The sequence below is a fragment of the Thermodesulfovibrio sp. 3462-1 genome, assembly GCF_040451425.1.
Taxonomy (GTDB): Bacteria; Nitrospirota; Thermodesulfovibrionia; order Thermodesulfovibrionales; family Thermodesulfovibrionaceae; genus Thermodesulfovibrio; species Thermodesulfovibrio obliviosus.
The window spans coordinates 238,031-258,338 of sequence record NZ_CP144374.1 but is presented as its reverse complement, the minus strand read 5'-3'; the positions used below and the strand labels follow the sequence as shown (position 1 = coordinate 258,338).

Genomic DNA, 20,308 nt, shown 5'->3' with positions numbered 1-20,308 from the left:
GGAGGTTTTTTATGAAAATTTTTTTGAAATTTCTGATTTTAATATTTCTGCTTTTCCCTTTTACCAGTGTTTACAGCCTTACAATTGATGAACTTCTTAAAGAGCTTGATACACCTCAATGGAGAGAAAAGGTTTCAAATCCAGCTTTTGTAGAAAAATTTAAAAATCCTGATATGCTCTCCACAGTTATTAAACTTGCTGACGCAAGGGGTTATGACTGGAGATACAGAATCCGTGCAATAAAACTTCTTGGAAGCATTGGCAGCCCTCAGGCTGAGGAAGCTTTACTGGGAATGTTTCAGGATCCTTTTTTTCATCATGAGTGTCCTTCGTTAAAATCCTATGTAGCTGATGCTTTAGGAGACTTTAAACCAAGTATAAGGCTTCTTGAGATTCTGAAAGAAGGCTTAAATGACCCAGAAACTCTTGTAAGGGAAGCTACAGCAAAATCACTGGGTAGAATTAAGATGGCTGAAGCAGTTAAATATTTAAAAGAAGCCTTTTTATCAGAAAAAACTCTTGCAGTGAGAATAGCAATTGTAAGTGCATTAAAATCAATAGGAACACCAGAGGCAGTTAATTTTATAAAGGAAATAGCTTCTGACGGAAACCATAAAGAGTTATTAAATGCTTTCGGAGGTGCTTTATAATCCTGAATTATTAAATAACTTCGAGCCAGAAGATATAATTGATATTTTCAAAAATACAGCTGAGGTTCTGGCTAAAGAGCCTGCTTTTGTAAAACCAGATCTTAAAGCAGGTGAAGCAGTGTTTGTAGGAGATACTCATGGAGATTTTTCAACCACGAAATATATTGTGAAAAGATTTTTACATAACTCAGACAAACAAAATCTGATATTTCTTGGAGATTATGTGGATAGAGAGCCTGAACCTGAGGGGTCTGTCTGGAACCTCGTTTATCTTTGCCTGCTTAAAATAAACTTTCCAGACAGAGTTTTTCTCTTAAAGGGTAACCATGAGGCGAACTATGCAGTGCAATGTTTTCCCTATGAATTTAATGAAGAGCTTGGAAATTTATTTGGAAAAACAGGAGTAAAAATGCATGATGCTGCAGTATCTGTTTTTCAGGAAATGCCTTTAATGATACAAACAAAAAATGGAGTAGTAGCCGCGCATGGTGGGTTTCCTTTAAAAGATCAAAAAATTGATGACAAATCTAGTACGGATTTGATTATAGATATATTATGGGCAGACCCTGAGTGTTCTCCCATGTTTAGAGGATATGGAATTCCTAAGTTCACAGAAAAACAACTTATTGAGTTTTTAAATTCAATCAATGCATCATGTTTTATAAGAGGACATGACTACAATGTAGCAGGTAAGCGCATCTATTCAAATAAATGCATAACTGTATTTACCTGCCGTAGATATGCCTTCAGAGCAGGTATAACTGTAGCAAAAGTTGATTTATCCAAAAAAATCAAAGATGCAACAGATGTTGAGTTAGAAAACCTTACTTTTTCCCTTGATACATTGAGATAAATCTTTTTATACTTCTGTCATAGGTAGCTTCCACTTCTGGAGTAAAATAACATGCTGGTAGTTCCCCTCTTTTTCTGTGATAATGCAGGCATTCACAACAAATTCCCTTTTTTTCACATGGCTCATAACTGCAGTTACAGATTTTTTTATTTCTCTCAATTTTGCATTCCATAAACCTTCCTCCTCCAATAAAATTTACTATTTATGGGCTTTCTTCACATTATCAATTCTTCGTGCCAGTTCAATCCATGGATAGTTTTGAAGAACTCTGACAAGTGAATTAAGTCTGCCAGAGTTTATAAAATCAACTCTTTCTTCATCAGTATAAACATTGTAAAATGGCGTTGTCTCATAGAGGGCTTTGCCAAGATAGTGCTCTGAAGGCTTTAAAACATCTTCAGGTCTTGTATAAAAAGGGTCCTCCCCTGCACTGCAGGGCCTATTAAATACATTGAACTGTCTGCATGCAAGGGGCCTCACTGGATAAATTGAACATACTTCATCAATTAAAAAAGGACAGAAATCACCTCGGTTGTGTGATATGAGTGAGGCTTTTATTTTTGCTCGCAGAGGTTCTTTTACCTTCTCAATTACATACCAGTAAATTCCTACAATTTCAATTGGATAAACGGGAATGTCACGATGGGTTTTACAGCAGGAGCTACATCCACGACGACATGCCAGGCGACGACCTAATTTTTCATATTTTTTAATATCCCTTTTAACTCCTTCATCCATTATTGCATAAGCATTAAGAAGTACTGGTAGCCAGCTATGCATTTTTTCATCTTCAGGAAAACTGAGCCTTAGTTTATTCTTTTTCAATTCTAATTTTTCTTGCTCCTTTTAGAGTTTTTAAAATGGCTGGATCATCAATAATTCTGCCAACTATATTTACTTCACTGGCTGGCACAGGATCCTCTCCGGTGCTTAAAGGAGTTTTTCCAAAAAATACTGCCATAGCCTCACCAGCTGGCCAATAACCAATGTCTCCTACTGCTACACAAGTCGTTGCTGTGCTGTCAAGAGGCATGCTTATCCCTATTGAAAAGTAGAATTCATCTCCCCATTCATTAATTTTGCTTTCTATTGGAAGTGCCTCAAGAATTTTTTTTGCACATTCCGTATCATATAATTCTGCTCTTATTTGTCTTCCGTCAATAATTAATCTGACTTTTGTATTCATGCATGTTTTGCTCTTTTTTCTTTATAAATCAAAAGAGGAGATGTCTTTTTATTTACCACATCTTCGTTTATAATGCACTCTGAAATTCCCTTTTCAGAAGGAATGAGATACATAACATCAAGCATTATGTCTTCAAGTATGCTTCTTAATGCTCTTGCACCTGTTTTTCTTTCAATTGCTTTTTTAGCAATTGCCCGTAAAGCATCTTCAGTAAATGTGAGTTTTACTCCATCAATGCTGAATAGTTTCTGATATTGCTTTACAAGGGCATTTTTTGGTTTGGTAAGTATCTCTACAAGTGCATTTTCATCAAGTTCATTCAGAGTTGCTACAACAGGAAATCTTCCAACAAATTCTGGAATCATCCCGTATTTTATCAAATCCTCTGGTTCAACATAGTCTAATACATTTTCTTTATCCACTTTCGGTGTTTCTGAAAGAAAACCAATTGTTCTTTTCCCGATTCTCTTTTTTATAATTTCTTCAAGCCCGACAAAAGCGCCACCACATATAAAAAGTATGTTTGTGGTATCCATCTGAATATAATCCTGTTGAGGATGTTTTCTTCCTCCCTGAGGTGGTATGTTTGCCAGTGTTCCTTCAACTATTTTTAAAAGTGCCTGTTGAACTCCCTCCCCTGATACATCACGAGTAATGGAGGGGCTATCTGATTTTCTACTTATTTTATCAATTTCATCAATGTAAATTATTCCTATTTGAGCACGCTGGAGGTCATAATTGGCATTCTGGAGTAGTTTAAGAAGAATGTTTTCCACATCCTCGCCAACATATCCAGCTTCTGTAAGTGTTGTGGCATCAGCAATTGCAAAGGGAACATCAAGGAATTTTGCCAGAGTTTGCGCTAAAAGGGTTTTACCTGTGCCTGTAGGTCCTATAAGCATTATATTACTTTTTTGAATTTCATCAGAGGAAGTGCCTTTAAAAATTCTTTTGTAATGATTGTAAACAGCCACTGAAAGTATTTTTTTTGCCCTTTCCTGTCCTATAACATAGTCATTTAAAAACCTGTGAATTTCCTGTGGAGTTGGCAAATCTGTCTTTATACCCTCAAGGCTATTAAATCTTTCTTCTTCAAGAATCTCGTTACACAGGGCAATACATTCATCACATATATAAACGCCGTTTCCTGCAATAAGTTTTTTTACTTCTTTCTGTGACTTTCCGCAAAAGGAACATTTTAAAGTTTCTTCATTTTTCTTTGCCATACTACCACCTTATTTTTTTATTGATGTGATAACTTCATCAACAATTCCATATTCTTTTGCTTCTTCTGCTGACATAAAAAAGTCTCTTTCTGTATCCTTCTGAATTTTTTCAATTGGCTGTCCTGTGTGTTTTGCAAGAATTTTATTGAGCAAATCTTTCATTTTTAAGATTTCTCTTGCATGAATCTCCACATCCGTTGCCTGTCCATAAAAACCACCAATTGGCTGGTGAATCATTACCCTTGAATGAGGTAGCGCAAATCTTTTTCCTTTTGTTCCAGCTGCAAGAAGAACACAAGCCATTGAAGAAGCCTGTCCGATACAGTATGTGGCAATATCAGGTTTTACATACTGCATTGTATCATATATTGCAAGTCCGCTTGATACCATACCTCCTGGTGAGTTTATGTAAATATGAATGTCTTTGTCAGGATCTTCAGTTTGAAGAAAAAGCAACTGAGCTATTACAACATTGGCAACCTGATCATTTATTTCTGTGCCAATAAAAATAATCCTATCCTTTAGCAGTCTTGAGTATATGTCATAAACTCTTTCTGTTCTTCCTGTTTGTTCTATTACTATTGGAACAATGCTCATACTGCCTCCTGTTTTTTAATCTTATTTGATTTACTTAGAAGTATGTCAAATACCTTTCTTTCAAATACACTATTTTGTAGTGCCTCTAAGGAGCCATCCCTTGACATGTAATACTGTATAACTCCCTGTGGAGTTATGCTGTATCTTCTTGCAATATCCATAATTTCCTGTTTAAGCTCTTCCTCTGAAACAGTAACTCCTTCCTTTTCTCCTATGGCTTCAAGAAGAATATATGCTTTAACATTCCTTTTTGCTCTTTCTGAGATTTTATCCATATTTTGTGTTATATCAAGTCCTAATGATTCATATTCTTCAGTGATTCGTTTTATTTCCATCTCAACAAGCCCTTCTGGAAGTTCAAATTCATGAGTATCAAGAAGTTTTTTAAGTATATCAATTTTCTGCTGTTCAATAGCTTGTTGTTTTTTAGCGTTTTCAAGATTTTTTCTTATGTAATCTTTAAACTCTTCCATACTTTCAAAACCAAGCTCTTTATAAATTTCTTCATAAGGAACTGTTTGTTTTCTTTTTACTTCTTTTAAAGTAATCTCAAAATTAACTTTTTTGCCTGCAAAATCAGCAATAGAGTCTTCCGTAAAATCAATTGTTACATTAAAACTTTCTCCTTTTTTCTTGCCTTCTATTGCCTTTGAAAAATCCTCTGGAAATGGTCCAGCACCAAGCTTATAGACAAAGTCCTTTGCTTCTTTTCCAATGTCTGTTTTATAATCAATAACTACAAGATCTCCAGCCCGGGTAGGCTCATCTGTTGGTTCATAACTACCTCTTTCTTCGCACAATCTTTTAATGACTTCTTCAATTTCTTCATCTTTTACTTCTGTTTCAATCTCTTCTACCTCTATATTTTCATAGCTAAGATTTTCAATCTCTGGCCTTACTTCAACAACTAATTCAAAAGAAAGAGGCTCCTTCCTCTTTATATCAATGGCATCTTCAGCTATTGGAGGAACAAGAGGTTTTAAATTAGCCTCTTTAACTGCTTTCCTGTAAGACTCTGAAACCAGTTTTTCCAGAACATCGGAAATAGCTTCTTGACCAAATTTTTTTTCGATTATTGCAAGAGGAGCTTTTCCAGGTCTGAAACCAGGGATTTTTGCTTTCTTTTGAATTTCTTTTAATGCTCTCTGAATTTCTTCTTCAACTACATCTGCTGGTATTTCAAATTTCAATCTTTTTTTGGTCGTTGAGATTTCTTCGATTCCTTTTAACACATTCCCTCCCTCAGTATGATTTATTTTAAGTTTAAAAGTCAGATAGAATTTTTGTCAATTTTTACTTGAGTAACAAATCCTTATAAATAGCTCTTGCAAGATTAAAAAGTTTTATATATTCATCTTCTGCATAATCTCTGTAAGTGTTTATATAGGGTCTGAAGGAATTATCCCTGAAAATCAATGTAACCTCTGCATAAATTCCATCTTTAAGATAAATTCTGTGAGAGTAATCCTTTGTTGTAGCAAGAATAAGCTTTGCAAGCCCTATATAACCTGGATCAAGATTTATAGTTCGTTTTCCATCCTTAGAAAGTTCCTCTTCAATCTGATTTGTTTGAATTTTTATCTGGGCAATATCCCCTTCAGAAATCAAATTTTTAAAAAACATGAATCTTCTCAGTATTGGGCTACCAAGTTCTGCAGTATAGTAATCTGAATAATTCCATTGTTTCGGACTTGACTCTAAAATTATTTCGCCGAAAAATTTCTCCAGGATTTGTCTTGCCCTATAGTATACCTCTTTATCCTTGAAAAGTGTTCCAATAAATAGCAAAACCTTTTTTGGCTGAGCGGGTTTACCCATTAAGATAATACTTGTCTTAGATGAGGAACTATATGAGGATTACTCCAGTCAACAGGACCAACGATCTTGTGCCTTAATATTCCTTTTTTATCTATGAGAAATGTTTCAGGAACTCCCTTTATTCCATAAATTGTTGATGTAACTCTGTCATCAATAAGCACAGGGAAAGTAAAACCCTCTTTTTTTGCTATTTCAGTGGCAGTTAGGGGATTATCTTTGTAAAGAACTGTAAGAAATACAAAGTCATCGGAAGCTCCATTTTTATTTAAATAAGCCTGTATTGACTTTTTCTCTACTTTACAGTCATTGCACCATGATGCCCAGAAGTTGAGAATAACAATTTTACCTTTTAAGTCTTTGAGACTCCATTTTTTACCATTAATATCTTTAAGTTCAAAATCAGGAGCAGGGAGTCCAATCTGTGCATTTTCTTTTATAGAAGTCTTGCCTTTTTTTAATAAAATACTTCCTGTAACAATCAGGGCAAGTAAAACAAATAAAATTAAAAATACATTTTTTTTCATCACTCACCTCAATTAACAGATGCTGTTACTTCTTCAGCAACTTCTTTAAACTCTATCTGATTGTTATTTAGCTCAACTTTTATAAGGCTCGCTCCTTTAAAGTTACCCTTCAGAATTTCTTCTGAAAGTGGGTCTTCTATTTCTTTTGCAATAGCTCGTCTCATAGGTCTTGCACCATAAGCTGGCTGATAGTATTTACTGAGAATCCAATGTTTAACTGCATCGGATACAGCAATAACAAATCCGTATTCTGCAAGTTTTTTATTTGTTTCAGCAATTAAAAGATCAATAATAGCAAGTAAATGGGATTCTTCAAGAGGATGGAATACCACAATATCATCAACTCGGTTCAGAAATTCAGGATTAAAGGTCTTTTTAAGTTCATCAAACACGCTGTCTTTGATTTTCTGGTATATATCAGTGGACTGAGGCTTGTGAAAACCAAGAGGTGTTGATTTTTCAATCAATCTTGCTCCTATGTTTGATGTCATTATTATAATCGTATTTCTGAAATCCACTTTTCTACCAAAACTATCTGTAAGAACGCCTTCATCAAGTATCTGGAGCAACAGATTAAATACATCAGGATGAGCTTTTTCAATCTCATCAAATAAAACAACAGAATAAGGTCGTTTACGAATTCTTTCTGTAAGCTGCCCTCCTTCTTCATAACCAACATACCCAGGAGGTGCGCCTATTAGCTTTGATACATTGAATTTTTCCATATACTCGGACATGTCAAATTTTACTAAAGCAGTCTCATCATTGAACATGAACTCTGCAAGGACCCTTGCAAGTTCTGTTTTGCCAACTCCTGTAGGACCTAAAAAGAAAAATGAACCAATTGGTCTGTTTTTTGTTTTCAATCCTGCACGAGAGCGTCTTATTGCCTTGCAGACACTCTTTATTGCCTCATCCTGTCCTACAATTCTTTGATGTAGAATTTCCTCCATATGAAGCAGTTTTTCAGACTCTGTCTGTTCAAGTTTATAAAGTGGGATACCTGTCATCTTGGAAACAGTATATGAGACATCCTCTGCTGTAACAAGAGGAACTTCCTTGTGCATTGAGTCTTTCCATTTTTTGTAATTAGTTTCATAAATTCTTTTTAATTTTTCCTCTTCGTATTTTGCCTTCTGCGCTGCAGGAAGATCGTGAAGCTTTATGTATAAAGACTTTTCTTTGGTAATTCTAGCAAGCTCAAACTCAAGGTCTTTAAGTTCCTGAGGCATCACAGATCTTCTAAGCTTAATTCTTGAAGCAGTCTCATCAATAACATCTATTGCTTTGTCTGGTAAAAATCTGTCTGCAATGTATCTATCTGAAAGCTTTACAGCAGCTTCTATTGCTTCATCTGTAATTTTTACCCTATGATGGGATTCGTATTTTTCTCTTATTCCTTTTAAAATCTCGATTGTTACTTCCACAGTTGTTGGTTGAATGTATACAGGTTGAAATCTTCTTTCCAAAGCTCCATCTTTTTCTATATATTTTCTGTATTCTTGTGGAGTTGTCGCACCAATACACTGCATTTCTCCACGCGCCAGAGCAGGTTTTAACATGTTTGAAGCATCAACAGAGCCTTCTGCTGCACCTGCTCCAATTATTGTGTGAAGCTCATCAATGAATAAAATAATATTGTCTGATTGAGTTGCCTCTCTTATTACTGCTTTGAGTCGCTCTTCAAACTGGCCTCTGTATTTTGTTCCTGCAATTAATGCTCCCAAGTCAAGGGCAATAATTCTTTTGCCAAGTAAAATATCAGGCACATCTCCTTCAATAATTTTTTGAGCAAGCCCTTCTACTATTGCTGTTTTGCCAACCCCTGGCTCACCAATTATAACAGGATTATTTTTAATTCTTCTTCCAAGAATCTGAATGACTCTTTCTATCTCATCTTCTCTTCCGATTACAGGATCAAGTTTGCCTTCAATAGCAAACAAAGTGAGATCTCTTCCAAATTCATCAAGAGCTGGAGTATTTGTTTTTCTTTTTTCTTTTTGAGGTGTACTCTGGAAATGAGGTCTTATTGAAAAGTTAATAGTCAATTGTCTTGCGCCTAAAAGATTAATTCCAAAACTTCTCAGAATTTTACCTGCGATTCCTTCTTCCTCTTTAATTAAACCAAGAAAGAGATGTTCACTCCCGATATAGGGATGTCCTAAAAGTCTTGCCTCTTCCACTGCATTTTCAAGAACCTTTTTAGCTCTTGGAGAAAAAGGTATTTCTCCATAAGTAAGAAGATTACCCTCTGTGTTTATTCTTTTTTCAATTTCATATCTTACATTTTCAGGAGAAATTCCGATTTTTCTTAGTATAGCCACTGGAATGGAATCTTCTTCTCTTAAAATTGCAAGAAGTAAATGTTCTGTATCAAGAAACTCGCTATTTCTTTTTTCTGCTTCTTCTCTGGCATAGAGAATTATTTTACGACCCTTTTCTGTAAACTTCTCAAACATTTTAATGCTCCTGTAAAAATTTTTAGTTTCTAAAATCAATATTAATTTTTTTGCCTGTTTTGTGTCAACCAGAAGGAATATTAAATCAAGTAAAACAAATATACTGCAGAGACAAACTGTATAAACTTGTAAAAATTTTGAGAGAGTTCTTCTCGAGAGGATTCAAGAAACAACTCTTCTTCTTTAATTTCTATGCCCAATTTTTTTGCAGCAAAAATAACTCTTTCTCTCTGACCTCTTTCATGGGGACGAAAACTTCTGAGTATTAATCCATCATCACTGAAAAAATAATCTCCTGTTTCTTTTTTCCTTAATATTACTTTAATTACTTTTGCTTCCTTCTTAGCAATTGGAATAGTCAGAACGCAAGCACCTTCAGCTGTTATCCTGTATTGCACAGAGGAGGCAAAAAATTCTATAAAATCATTAAAAATCTTTTCAGCTTCCTCATCCTCTATTGGTTCTGTTGTAGCAATCAAAGTACCAAATAAAAATTCTTTAATAAAATTTTCTGCCTCTTCTTTTATCTGCATGTCCTCTGGAGCATCACTCCACATGATTCTACAGGACCTGAATACAGGACTGTAAATTATCTCTCCATAAGCAAGTTTTTCATTCAATTGAAGATCAAAGGGAAGAGAAATTGTTGTTTTATCCTTTGTGATTTTTCTCCTTTCACGGTAAAATGTTATTCTTGTTTTTCCAATCTTTGGAAGAAGAACTGTTTTCGTAATCAGATTCATGAAAAACAATATAACATATTTTATCAGTGTTGAGCTACAATAACTTTAAATGTTATCATAGAACCTATATGACTGTAATCAAACCTTTTAAGGGAATTGTTTACAATCCTGAAAAAATCATTGGAGATGATGTCATGTGCCCTCCCTATGATATCATCTCCAATGAACTTAAAGATATTCTCTATGATAAAAGCCCTTATAATATAATAAGAATTGATTACGGGAAAAATTCAGCAGGAGTAGATAAATATGTTCTTGCAAAAGAGTATATGGAGAGATGGCTTAGGGAAGGAATTCTTATTCAAGAAAAAGAGCCTTGTTTTTACGGTTATGAAGTTGAATATGTATATAAAAATAAAAAGAAAACACTAAGAGGAATCATAGGCACTGTAAGACTTGAAGAACTTGGCAGAGGAATTTATCCTCATGAGCAAACATATTCAAAACCTAAGACAGATAGATTAAATCTCATGAAAGCCTGCATGGCAAATACTTCTTTGATATTTTCTATTTATCGTTCAAAAGAGAGAGTAACCTCTCAAATACTTGAAAATCTTAAAAATCCTTATATCCAGGCAAAAGATTTAGATGGAAATATTCACAGGCTATTTAAAATAAATGAGCAATCTCAAATAAAAAAAATAGCGGAAGAGTTTAAAAACAAACCCATATTTATTGCTGATGGTCATCATAGATACGAGGTTGCTCTTGAGTTTAAAACAATGATGAATGCAATTTATCCAGACAGAGAAGACCCGCCATGGAATTATGTTCTAATGTTTTTGGCCAATATTGAAGATGACGGTTATCTAATTCTGCCAACTCACAGAATTTTAAGCACTCCTTTACCTGTCAAGCAACAACTTGAAAAACATAATAATCTTTTTTGTTTACTTGAATTCAACAAAAATGAGGATATTCAGGAAGCAATTGAAAGAATGGGGAGTAAAAATATCGGAGTTTATTTTAAAAATAACAAATTCTATATCCTTCAATATAAAGGCTCATCTCTTGAACATTTACCTGAAGAGTTGAGAGATCTTGATGTTACCATTCTTGAAGAGGTAATTCTAAAGGAAATGTTTCCTCAGAAAGAAGTCTGTTATGATACAGATATTGACAAAGGTATAAAGATGGTGGAAGAAGGAAAATGTGATGCAATTTTTATTCTCAGAGCGACAAAAGTAGAAGAAATAGAACGAGTTGCACTTAAAGGTCTAAGAATGCCTCCCAAATCAACATATTTCTACCCGAAACTTCTTACAGGAATGGTTATTAATAGTTTTAGAGAGAAAATTTAATGGAGGTGTAATATGGCATTAAAAGTCGCCATTAATGGTTTTGGCAGAATTGGAAGGCTTTTCTTCCGTGCTTCCTACGGTTATCCAGAAATTGAAATCGTTGCAATTAATGATCTTACAGATGCATATACTCTTGCTCATTTGCTTCAGTATGACTCTGTTCATGGGAAGTTTAAAGGAACTGTAAAAGCTCAAGGAAACAATATCGTGGTTGATGAAAGACAAATTCAAGTTTTTGCTGAAACAGACCCTCAAAAACTTCCATGGCAAGATTTAAACATTGATGTTGTGATTGAATCAACAGGAAGATTTACAGACAGAGCTGGTGCATCTAAGCATCTGCAGGCTGGTGCAAAATGGGTAATAATTACAGCACCTGCAAAGGAAGAAGATATCACAGTCGTGATGGGAGTTAATCATTATCTTCTTGATCCATCTCAGCATAAAATAATTTCAAATGCTTCGTGTACCACAAACTGCCTTGCTCCTGTAGCAAAAGTCCTTCATGAACACTTTGGGATTGAAAGAGGTTTTGCTACAACTGTTCATGCTTATACAAATGACCAGAGAATTCTTGATCTGCCTCACAAAGACTTAAGAAGAGCAAGAGCTGCTGCTGTTTCAATAATTCCTACCACAACAGGTGCTGCACGGGCTGTAGGAAAAGTTTTTCCAGAACTTAAAGGAAAACTTGATGGAATGGCAGTAAGAGTTCCAACTCCAAATGTATCAATGGTTGATTTTGTAGCTCAACTCAGTAAAGAAGTTACGGAGTCTGATATCAACGAAGCATTAAAAAAAGCCTCTCAGGAGCATCTTAAAGGAATTATTATGTATATTGAAGAACCTCTTGTTTCTGTAGATTTCAACCATTCACCCTACTCATCAATTGTTGATGGACTTCTTACAAAAGTTTTAGAAGGCAAACTTGCAAAGGTGATATCATGGTATGATAATGAATATGGTTATAGTTGTAGAGTAAGAGACCTTGTGCTATATTTAATGGAAAAAATTTAAGGAGGCAAAAATGGCACCCTTTAATAATTCCTTTGACAAAATGACAATTGAAGATTTACCTATAAAAGGTAAGAGAGTTTTTATTAGAGCTGATTTTAATGTTCCCCTTGACGCAAACCTGATGATAACTGATGACAGAAGAATTCGCTCTACACTGCCAACTATAAACTATGCAATTGACGAAGGGGCTAAGGTAATTTTAGCTTCCCATCTTGGCAGACCAAAAGGAAAACTTGATCCAAAGCTTTCTTTGGCTCCTGTTGCGAGAAGACTTCAGAGATTACTCAACAAAGAAGTAATTTTTGCACCCGATTGCATTGGTCCACAGGTAGAACAGCTTGTCTCAAAAATGAAGGAAGGCGATGTTGTGTTGCTTGAAAATCTAAGATTTCACATTGAAGAAGAAAAAAATGACGAAAAATTTGCTAAAGCTCTTGCCTCTTTAGCGGATTTTTATGTGAATGATGCCTTTGGTGCCTCACACAGAGCACATGCTTCAATTGTTGGTATTCCTAAGTTTATTCCCTCTGCTGCTGGTTTTTTACTTAAAAAGGAAATTGAATACCTGAAAGGTGCAGTGGAATCTCCAATAAGACCCTTTGTTGTAATACTTGGCGGAGCAAAAGTAGGAGGTAAAATTGGAGTGCTTGAAAATCTTGCAGATAAGGCAGACAAAGTTATAGTTGGTGGAGGTATGGCTTTCACATTTATAAAAGCCATGGGATACGAAGTGGGAGACAGTCTTGTTGAACCAGATATGATAGATTTTGCCCTTAAAATTATAGAAAAACTTCACAAAAATAAAGTTAAATTTTATTTGCCCGTTGATGTTGTTATTGCTCAAAGTATAGAGCATGGAGCAGAAACAAAAATCGTTCCTATTCAGGAAATTCCACCAGGATGGCGTGGCCTTGATATTGGTCCTGCTTCAGTAAAACTTTTTACAGAAGCATTACATGATGCGAAAACTATTCTTTGGAATGGACCAATGGGAGTTTTTGAAATAGATGCCTTTTCAAGAGGAACTTTTGCAATTGCTCATGCCGTAGCGGACTCTTATGCTTTTACAATAGTTGGCGGTGGAGATACAGACTACGCAGTGCATAAAGCAGGTGTAAGTGATGCTATCTCCTTTATATCAACTGGTGGCGGTGCTGCTTTACAACTACTGGAAGGTAAAGAACTGCCAGGTCTTGCAGTGCTGCCTTCTAAAAAGAGAGATTAATAAAAAGAAAGAGGGGAGTCATCATGGATGACTACCCCTTCTGTTTCAATAGCTTTTTTAATATGCTTTGGAAGACAAAACATTGCAGTATGTGCATCTATATCATAAAACTTTAGACTATCCTTAATGGAAACAATTTTTTCATTTATTTTAGCCATTGAGCCTTCTGGATTTATTTTTTTGGAAACAAGAGCAAAACCCCATGGAGCAAAAAAGGAAGGAATATAAGCAATGTAGGGTTTCACATAGGGGAATACCTGCTTGAGAGTGGTAACAATTGAGACAAAAACTCTTAAATTATTCACAGATGCAGAGGCAGACTGCGTAACCATCATTCCCTTTTCAGTAAGAGCTTCTTTGACTTTTTCATAAAACTCTTTTGTATAAAGAAGATACGCAGGTCCTCCTTCTGCTGGTTCTGGCAAGTCTATTATTATTACATCAAAATAGTTTTTCGTTCTTTCAATATAAGCTCTTGCATCATCTATAACTAACCTGACCCTTGGATCATCAAAAGCGCCATTATGCCATTCTGGAAGATATCTCTTAGCAGTTTTAATAACTAATTCATCAAGCTCAACCATTACAACTTCCTTAACAGGATATTTTAATACCTCTCTCAAAGTAGCTCCTTCTCCACCACCTGCAATAAGCACCCTTTCTATAGATTCACTTAAAAGCATAACAGGATGAACCAGTGCTTCGTGATAAATAAATTCATCAGCCTCAGCAGACTGCATTTTACCATCAAGAAGAAGACATCTGCCAAGATTACCCGAACAAATGACTTCAATTCTCTGATAAGGAGATATTTCAGAATATATAATCTCCTTCAGAGAATGAAGTATAATCTCATCCTCTGATGTCTGCTCAATATACCATTTGCAATTCTTCATGACATACCTTATGTGGTAATTTCTCGTTTTTGTAAGAAATTATACCTCTTTTCATTTCAACAATTGAGGGAGATTCACATTCAAAGGCTTCTATAATATATTGAGCTGCAATCTCTGGCTTTATAGTATCTCCACAGGTAAATACATCCACTGCAGCAAAACCATACTCAGGCCATGTATGAATCGTCAGATGAGACTCAGCAATAACTACTACTCCACTAATACCAAAAGGATTAAATTCATGGAAATTTACATTAATGATTGTTGCATTTGCTTTTTTGGCAGCATCTACAAGAATTTTTTGGACGCTTTCGAGATCTTTGAGGATCTCGGGATTGCAATTTTTTAATTCAATTAAAAGATGGGTCCCTAAAGCATACAATTTTTCGACCTCCTCCCACAGAGATGAAAACAGGGACAAAGCCCCTGTAAACTTTATATATTAAAGCAAAAGAAATTTTTTTGTCAAACAATTTTTATGAGCAGTGTAAAAATTTTTTATGTGTAAAATTGAACCCATTGCCTAAGTCTAAAGAATTATACCTTATAATTGATGATTAAAATTGTTACCATAAAGTAACATATAAATAAAAAATTGTTACTGCAAAGTAACATAAATGAAAAAATTTTTTGATTTTTCCTGCTTTTTATTCTGGTATATATTTTGCTTAAATTAAAGTGAATCTTCTTTCTGAAGAGAGGGGGTGAAAATGCACTTTACTTTATTTTATTAAAATTTTTAAGAGAAGGAGGATGAAGTATGGAAGAAAAAAAGAAAGGTGTTAGTGAGGATTGGTTAGCCTTTTGGTTAGCTATTGTGATTTTTGCAATTTCTCTGCTGGCTTACACAGGAATTGATCCCTTAGGATGGGTTGTCTCTACACAAGAGTGGACAGACTCAAGCAAGGCAATTGCTCCAACAGGAAAAGTTTATCAAAGCCTGAAGGGTGAAATTACAAAAATTGATGGGAACAAACTAACCATCAAGAAACCTGACGGGAAAGAAGAAACTGTAACAGTCTCTGATCCAACAAAATACAAAGTTGGTGACACCTATGAAAAGAAAGGGCTTTCAGGATTTGCATCTCTTGTGCTTACCTATATTTTCATGGCTGTAGTTTTCACAATCGGTGCAGCACTCATGCGAGCTAATATAGTAAAATTCAATATTGGATTCTTCTTTGTTTTCTGGTTGAGCTATCTGTGCTGGTTTATTGGTCATTATGCTTATTTTGCAGCAACCGATGCTAAAAAATTCAATATTCCATGGTCATTGAAACTTACAGGTGAAGGTGGCTTTATATTTGCTCTGTTACTTGGCTTGATTGTTGGTAATTTCTTCAGAGGTTTTGCAAAATTCATTGGTGAAGCATTAAAACCAGAGTTTTACATTAAAACCGCAATTGGTTTAATGGGCGCATTACTTGGATTAAAAGCAGCTCAATCATTTGGACTTGCACAGGCAGTACTTTTCAGAGGACTCTGCGCCATAATTGAAGCCTATCTCATTTACTGGGCATTGGTTTATTGGATTGCGAGAAAATGGTTTAAGTTCAGTAAAGAATGGGCAGCTCCACTTGCATCTGGAATCTCCATTTGTGGTGTTTCTGCAGCAATTGCAACAGGTGGAGCAATTAAAGCAAGGCCTGTTGTTCCGATTATGGTAAGCTCACTGGTTGTTATATTTGCAGTTGTTGAGCTCATTATTCTTCCTTTCTTTGCTCAAGCTTTCCTCTGGAAAGAGCCAATGGTTGCTGGTGCATGGATGGGACTTGCAGTTAAGACAGATGGTGCAGCCTTTGCATCAGGTGCAGTTGTTGATGCCCTTATAAGAGCAAAAGCAGAAACTGCTGCCGGGATTAAGTATGAGCCAGGATGGATGCTAATGGCAGCATCAACGACAAAGCTTTTTATTGATATATTTATCAGTATCTGGGCATTCATACTTGCCTATATATGGTGTGCAAAAATTGAATGCAGACCTGGAGAAAGGGTCTCTGCAACAGAAATATGGAGAAGATTTCCAAAATTCGTCATAGCATATGCTGTTACCTTTATAGTTATTCTTGTCATTGCTATTCCGTATGCTCCAAAAGTTGGCTCTGTTGAAGGAAAGGTAAACAAAATCAAAAAGGAAATAACAACAATTGAAAAGCAGCTTACTCAAGTTACGGACCCAGCACAACAGGCAACCTTAACAGCACAAATTGATGCAAAGAAAAAACAAATTCAAGATTTAGAAGCAAGTGTAAAAGACGCAAAGAAAATTATTTCTCAAACATCTGTATCAACAGCAGGAACAAATGCCTTGAGAGTGCTTTTCTTCTTGATCACATTCTTTACAATCGGAGTAATGTCTGACTTTAGAAAACTCTGGGAAGAGGGTATTGGAAAGCTTGCCCTTGTCTATCTGATATGTCTTTTTGGATTCATTCTCTGGATTGGTTTGTTGATATCCTATATATTCTTCCACGGAGTAAAACCTCCGGTAATAACAGGATAAAGGAGGTAGGAATATGACAGAAGAAGCAAAACTCAAAGAAGAACTTGAAAAAATGGAGTTTGAGCCACTACTTCCAATTGAGAAAAAACTTATCTTATGGAGTGTAGGGCTTGGCATAGTTTTATTGATTGTGCTTGTCTGGATAAGCTACACATTCTTTCCAGCATCCCACGGATAAAAAAAGAAAGGGTGTGAGAGGGATAATGCCCTCCCACCCTTTTTTTATTTTTCCGAGCACTGAGTAATTCGTATATCATCATATATTCCGAACACCTCGATGGCACGAGGAATCTCTGAGCCTCTAATATCCAATCCACTTATAAAATAGTTTAAATGTTCAAGGGCTTAAAATTGCCATTATGATTTTGTCTTGAGCGATGTTAAAAATTTTTTGATAAAAAGCTCCTAACAAAAGTTAAAAACAATTTTCTATCAGCAATCTGAGTGTTGAATGAATGGTTAACGCTATTGAAGTGAAAAGAGGAGGACAATTTAAATCCTCCTCTTTTTATATGCTACCTTGGAATAAGCTTTGTAGCAAGTTGAATTCTTATGGTTGCTCTTTCCAGGGCTGCCTGAGCTCTTGCAAGATCAATATCTGTTTCACCAGCCTGAGCTTTACGAATTCTCTCCTCTGCACGAGCTAATGCAGCTTTAGCTCTTTCAATATCAATTTCCTCAACTCTCTCAGCACTTCCAACTAACACTAAAACTCTATCATTCAACACTTCACAATATCCCCTATTAACGAAAAGATAATGCATCTGTCCATCTTTTTTGTATGAGAGAGAGCCAATTCTGATGGCTGTCATAAAAGGACAATGCCCTGGCAATACTCCAAAATCTCCTTCTGCACCTGTAGTATAGACTTCATCCACTTCTTCGTTTACTACTTCTCCATAGGGAGTTATAACTTCTAACTTCAATTTATCTGCCATTGTCTACTCCTTCTAATTTATACCTGCCTTGTATATCCCATTTTCTTGGCTTTTTCCTCCACTTCTTCTATTGGACCAACCATGTAGAATGCCTGCTCTGGAAGATCATCGTATTTACCATCAAGAATTGCTTTAAAGCCTTTTATTGTATCCTCAAGCTTTACATATCTTCCAGGTGTTCCTGTAAAGGTTTCTGCTACATGGAATGGCTGGCTAAGGAATCTCTGAAGCTTTCTTGCTCTTGCAACAGTGAGTTTATCATCTTCTGAAAGCTCTTCAATTCCAAGAATTGCTATGATGTCCTGCAATTCTTTATATCTCTGAAGAACTGCTTGAACTCCTCTTGCAACCTGATAATGTTCCTCACCAATTATTCTTGGATCAAGAATTCGGCTTGTTGAATCCAGAGGATCCACTGCTGGATAAATTCCAAGCTCTGCAATCTGACGGGAAAGAACAACTGTTCCATCAAGATGAGCAAAAACTGCTGCAACTGCTGGGTCTGTTAAGTCGTCTGCTGGAACATATATTGCCTGCATGGATGTAATTGAACCTTTTGCTGTTGTTGTAATTCTTTCCTGCAACGCTCCCATTTCTGTTGAAAGTGTTGGTTGATAACCAACTGCTGATGGCATTCTTCCTAAGAGAGCAGAAACTTCTGATCCTGCAAGAGTGTATCTGAAAATGTTATCTATAAATATTAGAACGTCCTGTCCCTGATCTCTGAAGTATTCTGCAACTGTAAGTGCTGTAAGAGCAACACGTGCTCTAACTCCTGGTGGCTCGTTCATCTGTCCGTAAACAAGGGCAACCTGAGGTAAAACTCCAGAATGCTTCATTTCAAGATAAAGGTCATTTCCTTCACGGGTTCTTTCACCAACACCTGCAAAAACTGAAACACCACCGTGTTTCATTGCGATGTTATGAATCATTTCCATAATGATGACTGTTTTACCAACTCCTGCACCACCAAACATTCCCATTTTACCGCCTCTGACGAATGGGACAAGAAGGTCAAAAACTTTAACACCTGTTTCAAACTGCTGGGTTGTTGGAGACTGGGCTGTAAAATCAGGAGCTGGAATATGAATTGGATAATACTCATTAGCCTGAATTGGACCTATTTCATCGACAGGTTCACCAATAACATTTATAATTCTTCCAAGAACAGGCTTACCAACAGGAACTTTAATTGGTGCACCCGTGTCAACAACCTTCATTCCTCTTACAAGTCCGTCTGTTGAACCCATAGCTATTGTTCTTACTCTATTTTCACCGAGATGCATAGCAACTTCCAGGGTTAGATGAATCTCTGGAATACCCTTCTGAGGATCACCAGGTTCATCTATTCTTAGAGCATTTAAAACTTCAGGCAACTGTCCTTCAAATTCACAGTCAACCACTGTTCCAATAACCTGTACTACCTTGCCTACGTTCATAATTTTTAAACCTCCTTTATTCTTTTTTTAAATTTTTATCCTTCACTTTGTTTTAAAGCTTCCACACCACCAACTATGTCCATAAGCTCTTTTGTGATTGATGCCTGTCTTACCTTGTTTGCTATAAGAGTTGTCTTCTTAATTAACTCATCACAGTTCTTCGTGGCATTATCCATTGCTGTCATTCTTGCTGCCTCTTCTGCTGCCTGTGATTCCAAAAGTGCTCTGTAAATCTGAATTTCTATATAGATTGGCAGTAACATTGCAAACAATTCAGGTGCTCTTGGCTCATAGGTAAATGGATAAAAAGGCTGCTCCACAGGTTCAGTTTCTATTCTGCCAATTGGAAGAATTCTGTTTACTACAACCCTTTGAGATATCACGGATTTAAATTCATTGTAAATGATCACCACTTCATCAACTGCTTCAGTTACATAAGCATTAATCATCTCCTGGGCTATCATTTGAGCGTGAGTGTATTGAAGTTTTCCAGAAATTCCCGTCCATATATTTTTAAGGGGAATCTCTCTTCTTTTGAAATAATCTCTTGCTTTTCTCCCAACCACTGAAATTGTAGTATTTAAACCTTCCTTCTTTAGCCTGTCTATCTCTTTTGTGGCAACTCTTAAAATATTAGTATTAAAGGCTCCGCAGAGTCCTTTATCAGATGTAATAACCAGTACTTCTACTGTCTTAATAGGTCTTCTTAAAAGCAGAGGTGGAAGATCACTTCTTGTCTCGACTGCTGCAGCCAGATCTGCAAGAACCTGTTGCATTTTTGTAGCATAAGGTCTGTATCTGAGCATACTATCCTGAACCTTGCGGAGCTTGGCTGCTGCCACCATTTTCATAGCAGAGGTGATCTTTTTTGTTCCCTGTATTGCTTTTATTTTTTTTCTTATATCTCTTAATGTTGGCATTTAACTGCTCCTA

22 protein-coding genes are annotated in these 20,308 nt (G+C 35.9%); 7 read left to right on the top strand and 15 right to left on the bottom strand.

Going from position 1 to position 20,308, the window contains the following annotated elements:
• Positions 1-11: 11 nt before the first annotated feature.
• Together V4D31_RS01295 and V4D31_RS01290 are read left to right on the top strand one after the other, a co-directional pair.
• Positions 12-650: a HEAT repeat domain-containing protein gene (locus V4D31_RS01295; RefSeq protein WP_353686443.1), complete on the top strand. Its 639-nt coding sequence runs from the start codon at positions 12-14 to the stop codon at positions 648-650.
• On the top strand, positions 628-1,503 hold the full coding sequence (locus V4D31_RS01290) for a metallophosphoesterase family protein (protein ID WP_353686442.1): 876 nt from the start codon (positions 628-630) through the stop codon (positions 1,501-1,503). Before V4D31_RS01295 ends, V4D31_RS01290 begins: the two co-directional genes overlap by 23 nt.
• Here V4D31_RS01290 and V4D31_RS01285 read toward each other — a convergent pair.
• The 10 genes from V4D31_RS01285 to V4D31_RS01240 all read right to left on the bottom strand — a co-directional run bounded on the left by V4D31_RS01285 (position 1,475) and on the right by V4D31_RS01240 (position 10,056).
• Positions 1,475-1,675 (bottom strand): DUF6485 family protein, encoded by a 201-nt coding sequence (locus tag V4D31_RS01285; RefSeq protein ID WP_353686441.1) that lies wholly within the window; start codon positions 1,673-1,675, stop codon positions 1,475-1,477. The two genes, V4D31_RS01290 and V4D31_RS01285, sit on opposite strands and share 29 nt — an antisense overlap.
• Before the next feature lie 26 nt (positions 1,676-1,701).
• Positions 1,702-2,328: a YkgJ family cysteine cluster protein gene (locus tag V4D31_RS01280; RefSeq protein ID WP_353686440.1), complete on the bottom strand. Its 627-nt coding sequence runs from the start codon at positions 2,326-2,328 to the stop codon at positions 1,702-1,704.
• Positions 2,315-2,689, bottom strand: a complete 375-nt coding sequence (locus V4D31_RS01275; RefSeq protein WP_353686439.1) for a cyclophilin-like fold protein — start codon at positions 2,687-2,689, stop codon at positions 2,315-2,317. The genes V4D31_RS01280 and V4D31_RS01275 overlap by 14 nt, the downstream gene beginning before the upstream one ends.
• Complete coding sequence (gene clpX / locus V4D31_RS01270; RefSeq protein ID WP_353686438.1) at positions 2,686-3,915, bottom strand: ATP-dependent Clp protease ATP-binding subunit ClpX; 1,230 nt, start codon at positions 3,913-3,915, stop codon at positions 2,686-2,688. The genes V4D31_RS01275 and clpX overlap by 4 nt, the downstream gene beginning before the upstream one ends.
• 9 nt (positions 3,916-3,924) lie before the next feature.
• Positions 3,925-4,512 carry an ATP-dependent Clp endopeptidase proteolytic subunit ClpP gene (gene clpP / locus V4D31_RS01265; RefSeq protein ID WP_353686437.1) on the bottom strand — a complete coding sequence of 196 codons (588 nt, stop codon included), beginning with the start codon at positions 4,510-4,512 and terminating at the stop codon, positions 3,925-3,927.
• The gene (gene tig, locus V4D31_RS01260; RefSeq protein ID WP_353686436.1) at positions 4,509-5,744 is read right to left on the bottom strand and encodes a trigger factor; all 1,236 of its coding nucleotides are present in this window, start codon (positions 5,742-5,744) and stop codon (positions 4,509-4,511) included. Before tig ends, clpP begins: the two co-directional genes overlap by 4 nt.
• A 61-nt stretch (positions 5,745-5,805) precedes the next feature.
• Entirely contained in the window at positions 5,806-6,330 is a 525-nt protein-coding gene (locus tag V4D31_RS01255; protein ID WP_353686435.1) for a DUF4416 family protein, read from the bottom strand.
• Positions 6,330-6,854, bottom strand: coding sequence for a TlpA disulfide reductase family protein (locus V4D31_RS01250; RefSeq protein ID WP_353686434.1), 525 nt, complete (start codon positions 6,852-6,854; stop codon positions 6,330-6,332). The genes V4D31_RS01255 and V4D31_RS01250 overlap by 1 nt, the downstream gene beginning before the upstream one ends.
• 8 nt (positions 6,855-6,862) lie before the next feature.
• Positions 6,863-9,313, bottom strand: a complete 2,451-nt coding sequence (locus V4D31_RS01245; RefSeq protein WP_353686433.1) for an ATP-dependent Clp protease ATP-binding subunit — start codon at positions 9,311-9,313, stop codon at positions 6,863-6,865.
• 80 nt (positions 9,314-9,393) lie between these two features.
• Entirely contained in the window at positions 9,394-10,056 is a 663-nt protein-coding gene (locus V4D31_RS01240; RefSeq protein ID WP_353686432.1) for a DUF1828 domain-containing protein, read from the bottom strand.
• A 68-nt stretch (positions 10,057-10,124) separates the two neighbouring features.
• Here V4D31_RS01240 and V4D31_RS01235 point away from each other — a divergent pair, with 68 nt between their 5' ends.
• The 3 genes from V4D31_RS01235 to V4D31_RS01225 are packed head-to-tail and all read left to right on the top strand — an operon-like array spanning position 10,125 to position 13,599.
• Positions 10,125-11,357 (top strand): DUF1015 domain-containing protein, encoded by a 1,233-nt coding sequence (locus tag V4D31_RS01235; RefSeq protein WP_353686431.1) that lies wholly within the window; start codon positions 10,125-10,127, stop codon positions 11,355-11,357.
• 12 nt (positions 11,358-11,369) lie between these two features.
• Positions 11,370-12,374: a type I glyceraldehyde-3-phosphate dehydrogenase gene (gap, locus tag V4D31_RS01230; protein ID WP_353686430.1), complete on the top strand. Its 1,005-nt coding sequence runs from the start codon at positions 11,370-11,372 to the stop codon at positions 12,372-12,374.
• A 10-nt stretch (positions 12,375-12,384) separates the two neighbouring features.
• Complete coding sequence (locus V4D31_RS01225) at positions 12,385-13,599, top strand: phosphoglycerate kinase (protein WP_353686429.1); 1,215 nt, start codon at positions 12,385-12,387, stop codon at positions 13,597-13,599.
• Here V4D31_RS01225 and speE read toward each other — a convergent pair.
• On the bottom strand, positions 13,596-14,495 hold the full coding sequence (speE, locus tag V4D31_RS01220) for a polyamine aminopropyltransferase (protein WP_353686428.1): 900 nt from the start codon (positions 14,493-14,495) through the stop codon (positions 13,596-13,598). The two genes, V4D31_RS01225 and speE, sit on opposite strands and share 4 nt — an antisense overlap.
• Positions 14,470-14,877, bottom strand: a complete 408-nt coding sequence (speD, locus tag V4D31_RS01215; RefSeq protein ID WP_353686427.1) for an adenosylmethionine decarboxylase — start codon at positions 14,875-14,877, stop codon at positions 14,470-14,472. The genes speE and speD overlap by 26 nt, the downstream gene beginning before the upstream one ends.
• A 378-nt stretch (positions 14,878-15,255) precedes the next feature.
• Between speD and V4D31_RS01210 the strand changes: the two genes are divergently transcribed.
• Together V4D31_RS01210 and V4D31_RS01205 are read left to right on the top strand one after the other, a co-directional pair.
• On the top strand, positions 15,256-16,998 hold the full coding sequence (locus V4D31_RS01210; RefSeq protein ID WP_353686426.1) for a putative sulfate exporter family transporter: 1,743 nt from the start codon (positions 15,256-15,258) through the stop codon (positions 16,996-16,998).
• A 13-nt stretch (positions 16,999-17,011) separates the two neighbouring features.
• Positions 17,012-17,176, top strand: a complete 165-nt coding sequence (locus tag V4D31_RS01205) for a hypothetical protein (RefSeq protein ID WP_353686425.1) — start codon at positions 17,012-17,014, stop codon at positions 17,174-17,176.
• Positions 17,177-17,513: 337 nt separating this feature from the next.
• On the opposite strand, the gene V4D31_RS01200 is transcribed toward V4D31_RS01205, so the two are convergent.
• From V4D31_RS01200 to atpG, 3 genes are read right to left on the bottom strand one after another with little or no spacing between them, the layout of a single operon-like run.
• Positions 17,514-17,936, bottom strand: coding sequence for a F0F1 ATP synthase subunit epsilon (locus V4D31_RS01200; RefSeq protein WP_353686424.1), 423 nt, complete (start codon positions 17,934-17,936; stop codon positions 17,514-17,516).
• Between the two features lie 17 nt (positions 17,937-17,953).
• The gene (gene atpD, locus V4D31_RS01195) at positions 17,954-19,375 is read right to left on the bottom strand and encodes a F0F1 ATP synthase subunit beta (RefSeq protein WP_353686423.1); all 1,422 of its coding nucleotides are present in this window, start codon (positions 19,373-19,375) and stop codon (positions 17,954-17,956) included.
• A 35-nt stretch (positions 19,376-19,410) separates the two neighbouring features.
• Positions 19,411-20,295 (bottom strand): ATP synthase F1 subunit gamma, encoded by an 885-nt coding sequence (gene atpG / locus V4D31_RS01190; protein ID WP_353686422.1) that lies wholly within the window; start codon positions 20,293-20,295, stop codon positions 19,411-19,413.
• Positions 20,296-20,308 lie beyond the last annotated feature (13 nt).